General features: G+C 65.9%; 9 protein-coding genes. 7 read left to right on the top strand and 2 right to left on the bottom strand.

The window, feature by feature from the left end; all coding sequences use genetic code 11:
• Window positions 1–24 precede the first annotated feature (24 nt).
• Genes ACZ5IU_RS09235 through ACZ5IU_RS09245 form a run of 3 tightly spaced genes read left to right on the top strand, consistent with a single transcriptional unit; the run spans window position 25 to window position 2,103 of the window.
• Window positions 25–294 (top strand): Nif11-like leader peptide family RiPP precursor, encoded by a 270-nt coding sequence (locus tag ACZ5IU_RS09235; protein ID WP_464416541.1) that lies wholly within the window; start codon window positions 25–27, stop codon window positions 292–294.
• A gap of 2 nt (window positions 295–296) precedes the next feature.
• Entirely contained in the window at window positions 297–1,778 is a 1,482-nt protein-coding gene (locus ACZ5IU_RS09240) for an asparagine synthase-related protein (protein ID WP_464416543.1), read from the top strand.
• Window positions 1,779–1,833: 55 nt separating this feature from the next.
• The gene (locus tag ACZ5IU_RS09245; protein WP_464416545.1) at window positions 1,834–2,103 is read left to right on the top strand and encodes a Nif11-like leader peptide family RiPP precursor; all 270 of its coding nucleotides are present in this window, start codon (window positions 1,834–1,836) and stop codon (window positions 2,101–2,103) included.
• A 34-nt stretch (window positions 2,104–2,137) separates the two neighbouring features.
• Here ACZ5IU_RS09245 and ACZ5IU_RS09250 read toward each other — a convergent pair whose 3' ends face one another.
• Complete coding sequence (locus ACZ5IU_RS09250; RefSeq protein ID WP_464416547.1) at window positions 2,138–3,397, bottom strand: TolC family protein; 1,260 nt, start codon at window positions 3,395–3,397, stop codon at window positions 2,138–2,140.
• A gap of 121 nt (window positions 3,398–3,518) precedes the next feature.
• Here ACZ5IU_RS09250 and ACZ5IU_RS09255 point away from each other — a divergent pair, with 121 nt between their 5' ends.
• From ACZ5IU_RS09255 to ACZ5IU_RS09270, 4 genes are all read left to right on the top strand, one after another.
• Window positions 3,519–4,814, top strand: coding sequence for an NHLP bacteriocin system secretion protein (locus ACZ5IU_RS09255; RefSeq protein WP_464416549.1), 1,296 nt, complete (start codon window positions 3,519–3,521; stop codon window positions 4,812–4,814).
• On the top strand, window positions 4,807–6,993 hold the full coding sequence (locus tag ACZ5IU_RS09260; protein WP_464416551.1) for an NHLP family bacteriocin export ABC transporter peptidase/permease/ATPase subunit: 2,187 nt from the start codon (window positions 4,807–4,809) through the stop codon (window positions 6,991–6,993). The genes ACZ5IU_RS09255 and ACZ5IU_RS09260 overlap by 8 nt, the downstream gene beginning before the upstream one ends.
• 20 nt (window positions 6,994–7,013) lie before the next feature.
• Window positions 7,014–9,890, top strand: a complete 2,877-nt coding sequence (locus tag ACZ5IU_RS09265; RefSeq protein ID WP_464416553.1) for an NHLP bacteriocin export ABC transporter permease/ATPase subunit — start codon at window positions 7,014–7,016, stop codon at window positions 9,888–9,890.
• A gap of 262 nt (window positions 9,891–10,152) precedes the next feature.
• Window positions 10,153–13,665, top strand: a complete 3,513-nt coding sequence (locus ACZ5IU_RS09270) for a choice-of-anchor Q domain-containing protein (RefSeq protein ID WP_464416555.1) — start codon at window positions 10,153–10,155, stop codon at window positions 13,663–13,665.
• Between the two features lie 112 nt (window positions 13,666–13,777).
• Here the strand turns inward: ACZ5IU_RS09270 and ACZ5IU_RS09275 are convergent, their stop codons facing one another.
• Entirely contained in the window at window positions 13,778–15,349 is a 1,572-nt protein-coding gene (locus tag ACZ5IU_RS09275) for an ABC transporter substrate-binding protein (RefSeq protein WP_464416557.1), read from the bottom strand.
• Window positions 15,350–15,356 lie beyond the last annotated feature (7 nt).

A 15,356-nucleotide genomic window follows, 5' to 3' on the forward strand; every position in this document is an offset into this window, starting at 1 on the left:
AATAAACGAGGAGGTGTCCCACACATGTCGATGGAATCGGCGATTGCGTTCTACGAGCGGCTGGAGACGGACGAGGACGTGAAGAATCACATCAAGGAACTCGGAACGCCGGAAAAGATCGAACCCTATGTCAAGAACGTTCTCGGGTTCGACTACACGAAGGAGGAAATGCAGAAGGTCATCTACGAGCGGAATCCGGAAATGTCCGACGAGGAGCTCGAGGCCGTGACGGGCGGATCCTTCGGGGCGCTTCTCTTCATCTTCCTTATGTGGGCCGCGGGCGCAGGAGCGTAGGCGTGCGTTCTTCCCGGCCGGGGGAACGGAACCCGACGAAGACGACCGGAACACCGGCCGATGCGTCGGCGGAACGGCGCCCTTCCCGGGCCTTCGTCGTTCCGGCCGGAGAAGATGCCGTCGTTTCGCGCGATCGTCTCGGACTCGAGCCGGTCGTCTACGCGACGTTCGACGGCGGCGTGGCGGTCGGAAAGACCTACGGCGATCTGTTCGGTTCGGGGCGGATTCCGAAGCGGTGGCGGAAGGACGCGATGATCGACTTCCTCGCCGCCGGAATCGCCGTCTTTCCCGACGGAGCGACATTCTTCGAAGGCGTTTACGAAGTTCCGCCCGGACATGACCTTCGGATAACGTCGGGACGATGGTCCGTCGCGGCCCGGGACCTTCTGCCCGACGCGACGGAGGAACTGGGCGAGGAGGCGCTTCCGCGGCTTCGGGAACGCATCGCGGACGCCGTGGAGGGGCTCGGAGAGGACGCCGCGCTCTGTCTGAGCGGAGGCGTCGATTCCTCATCCATTGCGGCGGCCTGGAGCCGAACGGGAATACCGCAGTGTTTCGTCTATGGCGCCCCCGGGTCGGAGGATCGGGAACTCGCGCTGGAAACGGCGGAATCTCTCGGCGTCCGGCCGGTTCTTCCGGAATTCGCGGAGACGACGGATCTCGACGAATTGCGGCGGATGCTCCGCGTCCTCGGGATTCCGGCGCACATTCCGGGCGCGCCCCTCCCGCAGTTCCGGCTGATGGAAACGATGGCTCGCGCGGGGGTGCGGACGGTCGTCAGCGGCCAGGGGGGAGACGAGCTCTTCTGCGGGTACCCGTGGCACTTTCCTCCCGCGATGGAAAAGCTCCGCGCGCGGGATCCCGAGACGGCGGCGCGCCTGGAGGCGCTCCACGAGGCGCGTCCGCCCTTTCCCGTCCTCGACCTCCGGATCGTCCGGCGCTGCTTCACGCGCACGGCGAGCTGGGTCGCCTTCAGCGACGGCGGGGCGTGCGACGTTCTCGGACTGTCGCGGGAGGATGTCGTCGGACGCCGGGGAGTCCGTTTCTTCGCGGCCGACCTCGGCGACTGGGACGCCCTCAGGCGTCAGGGATTGACCGTGCGGAGCCTGCGGTATCTGCTCCACTACGACCGCCGGTTCGCGGACCATTTCGGGCTCCGGGGAAGCGCGCCGCTGCTCGACGCGGGCGTCGTCGACCTCGTGTCGCGCTTCCGGCTCGACTTTCTCTACGGCGGGGGGATGCTCAAATACCCGTTGCGGCTGCTCTTCCCGGAAGTACCGGAACGGGTGCGTTTCCAGACCCGGAAGACGGGCTTCTGGCACAGCGGGCCGTCGCTTCCGGATCTTCGTCCGGAAGTCCGGCGCCTGATCGGGGCGACGCCGCTCGGCGAATTCGTCGTCCGCCCTGAGGCCGTTGACCGGATGAACGCCGGGGCGCTCTGGCGGTTCTTCGCGGCCGGGACGCTGCTAGAAGCGGATTGTTGAAAAGGGAAGCCCCCGGTGACGTTCCGCCGGGGGAGGAAAACGGGAGGGATCGGACATGTCGATGGAAGCGGCCGTTGCGTTCTACGAACTTCTCGAAAAGGACACGAAAGTGGCGGACAAAATCCGGGAGCTGGCGACTCCGGAGAGGATCGAGCCGTACGTCAAGAAGGAACTCGGGTTCGAATTCACGAAACAGGAGATGCAGAAGGTCGTCTTCGAGCGGAATCCCGAGATGACCGACGAGGAACTCGAGGCCGTGACCGGGGGAACGATCATGATGGTCCTGGTCTTCATCGTCGGGTACATCGCGATTGCTGCGGCGTAGGGGCTCATGTCGCGAAGATTGAATCAGGCCGGTTTCATTCCGGCCCGGAGCGGACGTAGCGCCCCATGACGCGGTCGGCTTCGGCGAGGACGAGCCACAGCTCCTCGACGGCGGAGAGGTGTTCCGTGAGCGTCTTCTGGCGGGCCTCCTGGGCGTTGATGAGGTCGAGCTGCGAGGCGAGCCCTTCGCGGTACATCATGTCCGCGATCTCGAGTTCCTCGGAGGCCCGAACGGACTGCCGGCGCCGGATCGACTCGGCTTGGAGGGCGCTGATCCATCGCTCGCGGACGAGATCGACCTCCTTCCGGAGGCTGTCGCGCCGCGCGTCGAGTTCCCGTGCGGCCTTTTCGACGAGAAGCGCCTGCGCCTTCACGGCGTTGGACGTCTTCCCGCCGTCGGCGACCGGGAGGGAGATGACGATCTTCGCGAGAACCTCGCCCTTCTGGTCCTCGGCGTAGGAGGAGCGGTAATCCTCGATCAGGCGAAGGCCCACGGAGACGTCGAACACGGGGGAAAGCCCCCTGGCGGCGAGCGACCGGGCGAGCAACGCGCGCTCCTTCGTCAGGAGGAGCGCCGTCACGTCGGGGCGACGTCGCCACGCCGTTTCGGGATCGACGGACGCGTCCGCCGACGTGACCGTCGGGACGGAGACCACGGGCGTCACGGGAGTCCGCCCCGCGAGCGCAGAGAGTTCGATGAGCCGCTGGTCGCAGGTCTGGCGCGCCTGGAGGACGAGCGCCTCGCCGTCGTCGACCTGCGACTTCGCGCGCAACAGATCGAGCCGCGGGACGAGTTCCTTGTCGAACTTCTCCTGCGTGACGAGCAGCGACCGGCGCCGCTGCCCGAGGATGCGCTCCATCGCGTCGCGCTTCAGCGCCGCCATGACGGCGCTCCGGTAGGTCGAGGCGGCCCGCGCGAGGAGGTCGTTGACGGAATCGGCGTAGGAGCAGCGCAGGATGTCGAGTCCGAGGACAAGATCGCGTTCCTGGATGCCGTACCGTCCCGCGAGGTCGAAGCGGTGCGTCACGGCGAGGTCGACGTAGCGGTCGCCGCGGTCGTGGTCGAACCAGCGATCGGTTTCCGCCGCGAGATTCAGGGACGGGCGCTGCGACGCGAGGTCCGAGCGGATCGAAAATCCCCTCGAACGGATCTCGTTCCGGAGGGCTTTCAGGGAGTTGTTCCGCTCCATGACGAGGTCGAGATAGGCCTCTTCGGAGATCGGCGACGAAAGAGCCGTTCCGGATAACGCGAACGATATTGCGAAAGCGGCGAGCAGCATGCGAAGGTGTCCCATGGTTCCTCCATCAAAGATATAGTACAATAAAAAATTTTTGCATGAAAATATAATACGTATTGTACCCGAAGATCCGCGGATGCGCTACGGATGTCCGCGAACGTAAAGGAGTCGGAACGCCATGAAGCGACAGATCTTCCGACAGTCCGTCCTCGACCGGCTGTCTTCGCCCGAGCAGCTCGACATGCTCTTCCAGGTCGTCCGTCCGTCCGCGTGGGCCGCGCTCGCCGCCGCGATCCTCCTGCTCGGCGTCCTGGTCGCGTGGGGCTTCCTCGGTACGGTGACGACGCTCGTCAGCGGCCAGGGGATCCTGTTGCGGCAGGGAGGCATCGAGGACGCCCCCTCGCCGGGGAACGGCAGGATCGAGGCGATTCTCGCCGGCGCAGACGACCCGGTCGCCGAAGGACAGGTCATCGCGCGCCTCGCGCAGCCCGAACTGCGTCACCAGATCGCCGAACTCCGGGCGAAGCTCGAGATCCTGCGTGTCGAGCGCGATACGGACGCCGAAATGGGAGACACAAGGAAAACCCTCGAGACGGAGTACCTCGCGCGCCGGAGGAAGGCGGTCTCGGCGTCACTCGGCGCGGCCCGCGAACGCGCGGCGGCCCTCCGCGAACAGCTCGAGCGCTACGACGCCCTCTACGCGAAGAAGTTCATCACGCGAAGCCAATATCTCGACGTGAAGGACAAGTACAACGCCGCGCTCCAGGAGATCCTCTCCTACAACGAAGACCTCGCGCGGATCCCCATGACGGCGGCCGATTCGACCTCGCAGCGCGAGAAGGAGAAGATCGACGTCGGGATGCGGATCCTCGCCGCCGAAAAGCAGCTGATCGCCTTCGAGGAACGGCTCGATCTCGAGTCCTCGGTCCGGAGCCCCGCGTCGGGGCGCGTCCTCGAGGTCTTCAAGACGGAGGGGCAGGTCATCGGCGCGGGCGAGGCGCTGCTCTCGGTCGAGAGGACGACGGGAGGGACGGAACGCCTTTTCGTCCGGGCTTACGTCCAGCCGCGCGACGGCAAGAAGATCGTCCCCGGCATGGAGGCGCAGGTGACCCCGTCGGTCGTGAAGCAGGAGGAGTTCGGCGTCCTGCGGGCCCGCGTCACGCACGTGTCGTCCTTTCCGGCGTCGGCGAAGGGGATGTCGCGCGTTCTCGGGAACGATCAGCTCGTTCAGACGCTCTCTCGCGGCGGCGCGCCCATCACGGTGACGCTGGCCCTCATTCCCTCGGAGAAGACCGAGAGCGGCTACGACTGGTCCTCGGGGAACGGGCCGCCCCTCACGCTCCAGAGCGGGACGCTCTGCGGCGCGACGGTCGTCGTCCGGAGGCAGGCCCCGGTGACGCTCATCCTGCCGTTCCTCAGGAATTTCTTCCTCGGGATCGGAGAGGAACGCTCCGGAGGGAAAAAGGATGCCTGACGCCGCGATTATGGAAGTCCCCTGGAAAAACCGGCGAGTCTCGACGCCGACCGTGATCCAGATGGAGGCGACCGAGTGCGGCGCCGCCGCGCTCGGAATCGTGATGGGGCATTACGGCCTCCACCTGCCGCTCGAGACGCTCCGCGAGGAGTGCGGCATCAGCCGCGACGGCAGCAAGGCGCTGAACATCCTCAAGGTGGCGCGCGCGCGCGGCATGACGGCGAAGGGGTTCCGGAAGGAGCCTGACAGGCTCTGCGATCTTCCGCTTCCGGTCATCCTCTTCTGGAACTTCAATCACTTTCTCGTCCTGGAGGGCGTCGTCGGAGACCGGGTGTATCTCAACGATCCCGCCTCCGGCCCCAGAATCGTGGACAGGGAGACGCTCGACCGGGCGTTCACGGGCGTGGCGCTCTCCATCGTCCCCGGCCCGGACTTCACTCCTGCGGGACGTGGGCGGAGTCCGTGGGCCGCACTCGGGAAACGTCTTCGGGGCGCGTTCGGGGCGATCGCGTTCGCCGTTCTCGCGGGACTTGCGCTCGTCATTCCGGGACTCATGGAGCCCGCGTTCCAGCAGGTCTTCGTCGACCGTCTCCTCGTCGAGGGGCGGTTCGAATGGTTCCGGCCGCTGCTGACGCTCATGGCGCTTGTCGCCGTCGTCAAAGGGGCGCTCACGCAGCTTCAGGGATCGGTGCTGTTGCGGCAGGAAATCGCGATGGCGGTCCGGGGATCGGCGTCGTTCGTGAACCACCTGCTGCAGCTGCCGTACATGTTTTTCCTCCAGCGGTACGCCGGAGAGATCGGCAACAGGGTCGAACTCAACGACAGGGTGGCGCAGCTTCTTTCGAGGGAACTGGCCGCGACGGTCTTCCAGTGCCTCACGGTCTGCTTCTACTGCGTCATGATCACCCTCTACGACCCGCAGCTCGCGACGGTCGCGGTCGGGACGGCCGTCCTTTGCGCGCTCATGCTCGTCTCCGTGAACCGGAAGCGCTCGGACCTCAACGAACGCGTCGCCGGGGAGATCGGGAAGTTCGCTGGGACGGCCGTCGGCGGCCTGAACATCATCGAGACGATCAAGTCCTTCGGCGGCGAGGACGACCAGTTCGCGCGCCTCGCGGGACATCTCGCGAAGATCGCCGACGCGCGGACGTCCCTCGCCCGGATCTCCGTCCGGATCAACGCCTTCCTCCCGATGCTCTCGTCGCTGGCGACGGCGGCGGTCCTCTGCCTCGGCGGGTTCCGCGTGATGGACGGGGTCATCACGATGGGAATGCTTCTCGCGCTCCAGACGCTCATGAACCAGACGCTCGCGCCCGTGACGGAACTCGTCACGCTCTGGGATTCGTTCCAGGCCGCGCAGGGGAACATCAACCGCATCGAGGACGTCTTCCGCTACCCCCGGATGGAGCCGCGGAAGACGCTCGGCGAGGGCGCCTTCGCGGGGAAGGGGAAGAAGGTCCGCCTCTCGGGACGTCTCGAACTCCGCGACGTCTCGTTCGGCTATTCGCGCCTCGCGGAGCCGCTCATCGAAAAATTCTCGCTGACGCTGGTCCCGGGGTCGCGCGTCGCGCTCGTCGGCGGATCGGGGTCGGGAAAGTCGACGATCGCCAGGATCGTCTGCGGGCTGTTCGAGCCGTGGTCGGGAGAGGTGCTTCTCGACGGCCGGCCGCTCGGGGAGATCTCGAAGGAGGAACTCGCAACGTCGTTCGCGTTCGTCGATCAGGAGATCGTCCTCTACGAGGGGACGGTCCGCGAGAATGTCACGCTCTGGGACGCCTCCGTCCCGGCGGAGCAGGTCGTGGCGGCGTGTCGCGACGCCATGATCCACCGGGATATCGCCGCGAGGAAGGGCGGATACGACGCGGACGTCGAGGAAAACGGGCGGAACTTCAGCGGAGGCCAGCGTCAGCGCCTCGAAATCGCCCGCGCGCTCGTCCGGTCGCCGTCCCTGATCGTCCTCGACGAGGCCACGAGCGCCCTCGATTCCCCCACCGAGGAGGCCATCGACAGGGCGCTCCGCAGGCGCGGCTGCACCTGCCTCATCGTCGCCCACCGCCTGTCCACGATCCGCGACTGCGACGAGATTGTCGTGCTCCACCAGGGGAAGGTCGTCGAGCGCGGAACCCACGAGGAGCTTCTCTCGCTCGGCGGCCGCTACGCGGGCCTCATCGAGAACTGACCGGAAAAGGGAGCGGTGCGATGATCGCGCTTTTCGAAGAACTCGCCGCACGGGGAACCGAACTCGAAATCACGGGGAAGACGCCGTTCTTCCTCGACAACCCGGAGACGCTGTGGTGCGTCCTCGACGGCGAGGTCAACGTCTACGTCGCCGCGCGCGACGGCGACGTCCAGACGGGCGGACGGGACTTTCTCTTCCGCGCCGTCGCCGGAGACGTCCTTTTCGGCGTCGACGGCGGACTTCTCGGAGCGACGATGGGCCTCGTGGCGGGCGGGATTCCCGGAACACGAGTCCTGCGCGTCGCACGCGCCGAACTCCTCTCGAAGACGGACGGCGACGGCCCCGCCGTCGTTGCGTCGCTTGTCGACGCCTTTCTCGAAGGGCTCGGGCGCGGCATCGTCAAGGATATCGTCCCGCAGCCGCGGATCCGGCAGAAGCTCGCCGTCGGGAGCGTCCGGCTCGAACCGGGCCGGGCGGCCGGAAGCGACGCTCTGCTCTGGGCGGAACTTTCGGAGGGACTCGCGCTCTTCACGGGCACGGAGGACCTCTCGCCCGAAAGCGGGCTTTTCGCGATTCCCTCCACTTGCTGGATCATGCCGCTCGAAGCGTGCGTCGCGACGGGGCGAAGGACCGAAGACCTCGTCCGTTCGGGGCGGCTCGCTCCCGCGCTCGACGCGTTCTGCGGCATGGTCTTCTCGTCGCTCGCGATGAACGCCCGGCTCCGCGCTGCGGACGACCTCGGAACGCTCCGGCACATGCAGGCCGCCGGAAGACACGCGCTCTCCGCGTCGCTCGAAATGCTCGCGTCCGCGCTCTCGGGGCGCCGACGGAGGCGCGTTTCCGTCCGGGAGGAATCCCCCCTGAGGCGGGCGTTCGCGACGGCCGCCGCGTCGTTCGGCGTCGAGATTCCCCCTCCGCTCTCCGGAGCGAAAGAAAACGAGTCGGTGAGCGATCTGGCGCTTGCGGCGAACGTGAAGGTCCGGAGCGTGACACTCGCCGGCCCCTGGTGGACGACGGACGGCGCGCCGCTCCTCGCGTTCCGCGGGGAGTCGCCCGTCGCGCTCATCCCGACCGGGAGGGGCGGCTACCGGATCGTCGACGGAGACGCCGAAGATCCGGTCACCGAAGATATTGCGGCGACGCTCTCGCCGAACGCCTTCCACCTCTACCGTCCGCTGCCCGCTTCGTCCCTCAAAGGATGGAATCTTTTCCGCTTCGGACTGAAGGGGACCGGGCGCGACATCGCGTTCCTCTTCGCGACCGCCGTCGCCCTCGCGGCCCTCGGGCTCGTCCCGCCGGAACTCAACCGCATCATCTTCGGCGAGGTCATCCCGCAGGCCGAGCGCGGACGGATGCTCCAGCTCTTCGCGATCCTCGTCTCCGTAGCGCTGTCGACGGGGCTGCTGCATCTCGCGAACGGCGCGGCCTTTCTGCGGACGGAAACCGTTCTCGACCACGACGTCTCGGCCGGTCTCTGGGACCGAATTCTCCGGCTGCCCGTGACGTTCTTCCGGGAGACGACGGCCGGAGACCTCGCGAACAGGGCGCTCGGCGTCTTCCTCCTTCGCGAGACCGTCTCCCGGACCGTGAAGACCATCATCGTCCAGAGCGTCTTCCTCGTCTTCCATCTCGGGCAGTCGCTCTGGTACGACTGGAAGCTCGCTCTCGCGGGCCTCGGGTGCCTCGTCGTCCCGGGCGCGGTCATGGCGGCCGTGAACCTCATGCAGCTCCGCTTCCAGCGGCGTATGGCGGCGCTCCAGAACCGCCTGTCGAGCCTCACGTTCCAGATCCTGAACGGAATCGCCAAGATCCGGGTCGCGGGCGCGGAGGACCGGTCGTTTTCGCGGTGGGCCGAGCTGTTCGGCGCGCAGCGGACCATGGGAACGCACGCGAGGCGCCTCGAAGTCGGCCTCAACACGCTGCTCGCGTTCTTCCCGCTGTGCGTCTCGATGGTCCTCCTCTACGTCCTGATCCGCTGGAGCGCCGACGACGGCTCCTACGACACGGGGCGGTTCATGGCGTTCTGGTCGGCGTTCGGATCGCTCCAGACGGCGTTCTTCCAGATCCTCCGGTCGGCGACGGGGACGCTGAACATGCTGCCGACGGTCGAGAACCTCGCGCCGATCCTCGAGTCGGAGCCGGAGACCGGGGAACTCCGAACCGATCCGGGAGATCTCGCCGGGCGGATCGACTTCGAGCGCGTCTTCTTCCGTTACCGGAGCGACGGCCCCGCGGTCCTCAAGGGGCTGTCGTTCCACATCGAACCGGGCGAATTCGTCGCCGTCGTCGGTCCGTCGGGGGCGGGAAAATCGACGCTCGTGCGGCTCCTTCTCGGGTTCGACCGGCCGGAATCGGGGAGCGTCTTCTACGACGGGAAGGCCCTGGGCGAACTCGATCTCGGGAAGCTCCGGAGGCAGATCGGCGTCGTCCTCCAGAGCGGCGGGCTCCTTCCGGGCGACATCCTGTCGAACGTCCGGTGCTCGCGGCCGCTCTCGGTCGAACAGGTCCAGGACGCCCTCCGGATGGCCGGAATGGAGGAGGACATCGCCGCGATGCCGATGGGGATCCACACGGTCATCACGGACGGGGCGAACACGATCTCGGGCGGCCAGAAGCAGCGGCTCCTCGTCGCGCGGGCCATCGCGGGCGCGCCGCACGTCCTCATCTTCGACGAGGCCACGAGCGCGCTCGACAACAGGACGCAGGCGACGATCAGCCGGAGCCTCGAAAACATCCCCGCAACGCGGGTCGTCATCGCGCACCGGCTCTCGACGATCGTCGGCGCGGACCGGATACTCGTCCTCGACGACGGTTCCCTCGTCGAGGAGGGAACCTACGACGGGCTTCTCGCGAAGGGAGGCCTCTTCGCTGAGCTGGTCAGAAGGCAGACGATGTAGGCGCACGCTCCGCGAAATTCGGGGTATCGCCATGGCCGGCGCGAAGACCGGGGTGTTCCTATGGATGTCCGCCGCATGGACCCGCTCCCATGCGTTTTTCCGCGATCGTTCCGCCGAAATGTACGCGGAACGATACCCCCTCCCCTGGGGGGGTGAAAGAAATCCCCCTGCACTCATCGCCCGCTCTCAAATACACTGTCGATGAATCCGGCGGTTGTATGCAATCGTCGGATAAGCGCTCCAAATCGGGAGATGGAAAAGGTTGAGGAAAATACTGTCCGGATTCTTGAAAACGGCGATATGTATTGCAGTCCTCCTGGCGTCGGGCATCGGGGCGATTCCCGTGCGCCCGGAGGTTGCCGAAGGAGCGCAGATCCGCTATGTGGACGCCGGAGCGGGCGGATCGAACGACGGAACATCGTGGACGGACGCGTTCACGGACCTGCAAGATGCGTTGACGGCGGCTGTGACCGGCGACGAGATCTGGGTGGCGGCCGGAATCTACAAGCCGACCGCGGGAACGGATCGCACCGTTTCCTTCGTGCTGAAAAGCGGCGTCGCCCTGTACGGCGGCTTCTCGGGCGCGGAAACGGAACGGGGGCAGCGGGACGCGGCGGCGAATGTCGTCACGCTTTCGGGAAACATCGGCGATACGGGGAGCGCTTCGGATAACAGCTACCATGTGATTCGTGGCGGCGGCGCGGACGAGACGGCGATTCTGGACGGATTCACCGTCGCCGACGGAAACGCGGACGATATCGGGGAGAACGGAAACGGCGGCGGGATGTATAACGACTCCTCCAGTCGCCCCACGGTGACCGCCTGCAGATTTGCGAACAACTACGCCGACGACCAGGGGGGCGGCATGTACAACGCCAATTTCGGCCGCCCCGCGGTGAGCGGCTGCGTCTTCGCGGGCAACAGGACCTCGAGCATGGGCGGCGGCATGTTCACGGGATACAACAGCGCTTCCGCAGTGACCGGCTGCACCTTCGCGGACAACGAGGCGTCCTACGCCGGAGGCGGCGTCTACTGCCAAAGGGGAGCCGCACTTGCAGGCTGCACTTTTCTGCGAAACCGTTCCAGCTTCGGCGCCGGAATGGCCGTCGTCGGCGCCGTTACGATTACGAACTGCACGTTCGCGGACAATGTCGCCAATCGGGGCGGAGGCATGAGCATCAGCAGCGGCTGCACGATAACCAACTGCACCTTTTCCGGCAACGAAGCCATCGACAGCGGCCGCGGCGGCGGCATACGCCTCTGCGGCGACAGCTCCGTCGTGACCAACTGCATCTTCTGGGGCGACGAAGAGGGCGAGATCGTCGCCGACCCCGACTGTTTTCCGGCGACTCCGACTGTGACGTACTGCGTCGTCGAAGGGGGGTGCGATCCGGCGACCGATGCGTTGAACCACATCGTTTCGGGGGATCCGTTACTTACGGGATTGGCTGACCTCGGCGGCGGCGTCGAGACGTTCGCGATCCGGGACGGCGGCTCCGCCATCGACGCCGGGACGTCCTCAGGCGCCCCCGCCACGGACCAGCGGGGCGCGCCGCGGCCGTATCCCGCAGGGGGAAGTTTCGACATCGGCGCGTTCGAGTACGGCGCCCCCGCACCCACGCCCGTCCCCATTCCGACCCCGACGCCGACGCCTGCGCCGACGCCGGTTCCCTCGCTGAAACGGAGGTACGTCACGGAAAACGGCGGCGCAGCGGGACGCGACGGCAACGACTGGGATCACGCCTGGGCCTCGTCGGACCTGCGGGGGGGCTTGAGCGGCGCCGTGGCGGTTACGGAGATCTGGGTGGCGGAAGGGACCTACAAACCCACCATGGGAACGGATCGGGCCGTCTCGTTTGCCCTGAAGACGGGCGTGGCGCTCTACGGAGGGTTCGCGGGAACCGAGAATTCCAGGGAAGAACGGAACCCGGCGACGCACGTCACGATTCTCTCGGGCAATATCGGGAATAAGGCGCTCTCCACGGACAACAGCTACCACGTCGTGACCGGAGGCGGCGCGGACGGGACGGCGGTTCTCGACGGCTTCGTCGTCACCGGAGGCTATGCGTACAGGAATATCATGAACAGCGACAACTACGGCGGCGGAATATATATCTTCGAAGGAAGCCCCACGGTTGCCGGCTGCATTTTCGAGGACAACTACGCCGATTTCTACGGCGGCGGGATGTACAACGAAAAGGGCAGCCCGAAGGTGACGGGGTGCGTCTTCAGGAACAACTCAAGCTACCTTGTCGGCGGTGGAATGTACAACAGGGACGTCAAAAGCGGCCCCGAGGTGACCGCCTGCACGTTCGAACGCAACGGCGCCCGCTTCGGCGGCGGCATGGGAAACGGGGATGGCGGCAGGCCGACGGTGAGCGGTTGCACGTTCTCGGAGAACGTCGCCGCCTACGACGGCGCCGGAATGTGGAATATGTCGGCCGCCCCGAAGGTGACGAATTGCACGTTTGTGGAAAATATCGCCCAAGATGCCGCCAACAGCACCGGAGGAGGCATGTTCAATTCCGACAGCAGTCCCGCGGTCGTGAACTGCACGTTCTCGGGGAACGAGGCCGCCGATGGCGGCGGCATGTACAACGATGAGGGCGCCCCCGTCGTGACCAACTGCATCCTCTGGGATGGAGACGGGAGGGATCTCGCGATCGACGGCGGCTCCCCGACGGTGACGTACTGCGTGGTCCGTGGAGGGTGCGACGCCGCGACCGACGCCGCGAATCACATCGTCTCGGGGGATCCGCTGCTACTGCCGCCCGCGGACAACGGAGGCCTCACCGAAACCTGCGCGCTTCGGGATGGCAGCTCCGCCATCGACGCCGGGACATCCTTCGGCGCTCCCGATGCGGACCAGCGGGGCGTCAGCAGACCCATGCTCAAGGGCTACGACATCGGGGCCTACGAATATGCGCCGACCCCGACCATGACGCCGACGCCGACCCCGACGGGTCCGACGCCCGGATCGCCCACCCCGACGGTTGTTCCGTTTCCGTCCGGAGTTCCGACGCCTACCCTTGCGCCGACGTCACTCCCGGTGAGTCCGACGCCCGGGGGACCGACATCATCTCTCGCGCCGTCCGGAGCGTCGACCCCCACGCCGACCCCCAGCCCGTCTCCCGTCGTCATTCCGCCATGGATCTGGGTCAGCGGGTTCGGCGGGGGAATCATCGTCTCCTCGTCGGACATAGCGGGCCCGACGGTTTCGTGGGACGTCCTCTCCTCGGAAGCTCTGAAGGACTGTCTCCTGCGGACGAATCCCGAGGCGATCGCCGCAGGCGACTACAATGCCGGACTCGTGCGGTTCTTTTCCGTCACTTCGACGTTCTTGCCCGAAGACCGTTCCGCTCCTGAAAGTCCGGACATTGCGTTCCGGATCGAGTTCACCTATGGTTCCACGTCTCCGGATTACGCTTCGGAGGTCTTCGTACTCTTGCGGACCTTTGACGAACGCGGCGACTCCGCAGCGTACGCGATGCAGCACGTCGCCTGCATCGCACTTGATCCCGAAGGGGGAAAGAGGAGCTGTGCCTTCACGGTTCGGGATGGCGGCGTTACCGACGAGGATGGAGCAGTGAACGGGAGCGTTTCTTCCCACGTCGCTTCTGTGGTTGTGACGTACCGGAAGGGAGGTACGTCACCCATGCCCTCCTCTGGAGAGATGGGCAGCGGCGGAGGGTGTTCCGGCGGTTTCGCTCCGGTCATGGCGCTGCTTGTCCTGCCGCTTTTCCTGCGGAGTGGACGCAGCGGAGACCGCAGGTGAAGGATCGCGTGTACGTACGGGGCGATGCGTCGGCGGGACGAACGACAGACCCCGGAGCCCGAAACGCCCCGGGGCCTGTCGTTTGTCATGCGGCGGATGGCCCGCGCCAGAGCTACTTCTTCACGACGTTTTTGATGAAGAGGAGTTCGAGCGGGGACTCGACGAGCCCCTCGATGTTCGCCCTGCGGCCGTTGACGTTGTCGAGGACGTAGAGCGTGATCCACGCGGCTTCGCGGACGATGATCTCCTGCGCCTTCGTGTAGGCTTCGATGCGTTTCGCGGGGTCGTTTTCGGTCATGCCGACATCGATGTACTTGTCGGCCTCGGCGTTCGAGTAGAAGGAACGGTTGTTGCCGCCAGGGACCCACTGGTTCGTGTGGAACATCGGACGGAGCACCCAGTCGGCATCGCCCGTCGAGGGGGACCAGCCCATGAGGATCATCTGCGACTTCGTCTCCTCGGGCTTCCGGGACGTTTCCGAAAGGAACGCGGCCCAGTCCATCGTCGAGAGCTTCACGTCGGCGCCGACGGCCTTGAGGTATGCCTGGATCGCCTCCGCGACCTTGTAATCCATCGGGTAGCGGCCGCTCGGCGACCAGAACGTGACCTCGAGTTTCTTCCCGTCCTTGTCGAGGATCTTGTCTCCGTCGGAATCTTTCCATCCGGCCTCGGCGAGAAGCGCCTTCGCCTTCGCCGGGTCGTAGGTGTATCCCTTGACGGGTGCGTAGCCGTTGACGGCGAACGCCATCGGCGAATCGATCGGGTGCGCGAAGCCCTTCATGATGTTCGCGCAGATCGCGGCGCGGTCCACGGCGTAGTTGAACGCCTGGCGGATCCGCATGTCCTTGAGGATCGGGTGCTGCGCGTTTATCGCGACGTACATGACGCGCATCCCGGGCTGGATCGTGAGCTTGATGTCCGCGTTCTTCTTCAGCCGCTCGACCTCGAACGTGGCGATCCGCTCGGCGATGTCGAGCTCACCCGTCTCGAGCTGCATGGTCCGGGCGTTGTCGTCCGGAATGGTCATGAAGACGACCGTGTCGACCTTCGGCTTGCCCTCGCGGTATTTGTCGAACGCCATGACGGTGATATTGTCGCCCTTCTGCCAGTTGACGAACTTGAACGGGCCGGTGCCCGAGGGGTTTTTCTTGATTTCGGCCTTCGAGTCGATGAGCGTCGGGTCGATGATGAGTCCGGCGGTATGGCACATCGTGTGAATGAACGGACCGAAGGACTGGCTCAGGATGAACTGGACGGTCTGGGGATCGACGACCCTCACTTCGGAGAGGATGGGCTTGAAGAGCGAGGTGCGCTTGTAGTTCCCGCCGATGAGCCGGTCGAAGTTCTTCTTGACGGCCGTCGCGTCGAACGGCGCGCCGCTGTGGAAGACGACGCCCTTCTTGAGATGGAAGGTCCACGTCTTTCCGTCCGGGGTGACCTCCCACGTGTCCGCGAGGCGAGGGGCGATGACGAGCTTGTCGTCCTTCACGTCGAAGCCGACGAGCCCCTCGTAGATATTGTGGCAGACCTCTTCGGACGGGTTATCCGTGATGTTCTGCGGATCCAGTTCGACGGGCTCGGCGCCCTGGCCGACCTTCAGGACCACGCCGGCCGCAAACGCCGGAGCGGCCGCGAGAACCAGAACGAACGCGCACAGTATCGCAATCCGGAAACGGGATTTCATTGGATCA

This window comes from Lactivibrio alcoholicus (assembly GCF_055390895.1).

Excerpts from the sequence above, each read along its gene's own strand:
- ACZ5IU_RS09235 (WP_464416541.1), top strand. The coding sequence starts at position 25 with ATGTCGATGGAATCGGCGATTGCGTTCTACGAGCGGCTGGAGACGGAC.
- ACZ5IU_RS09245 (WP_464416545.1), top strand. The coding sequence starts at position 1,834 with ATGTCGATGGAAGCGGCCGTTGCGTTCTACGAACTTCTCGAAAAGGAC.
- ACZ5IU_RS09250 (WP_464416547.1), bottom strand. The coding sequence starts at position 3,397 with ATGGGACACCTTCGCATGCTGCTCGCCGCTTTCGCAATATCGTTCGCG.
- ACZ5IU_RS09255 (WP_464416549.1), top strand. The coding sequence starts at position 3,519 with ATGAAGCGACAGATCTTCCGACAGTCCGTCCTCGACCGGCTGTCTTCG.
- ACZ5IU_RS09260 (WP_464416551.1), top strand. The coding sequence starts at position 4,807 with ATGCCTGACGCCGCGATTATGGAAGTCCCCTGGAAAAACCGGCGAGTC.
- ACZ5IU_RS09265 (WP_464416553.1), top strand. The coding sequence starts at position 7,014 with ATGATCGCGCTTTTCGAAGAACTCGCCGCACGGGGAACCGAACTCGAA.
- ACZ5IU_RS09275 (WP_464416557.1), bottom strand. The coding sequence starts at position 15,349 with ATGAAATCCCGTTTCCGGATTGCGATACTGTGCGCGTTCGTTCTGGTT.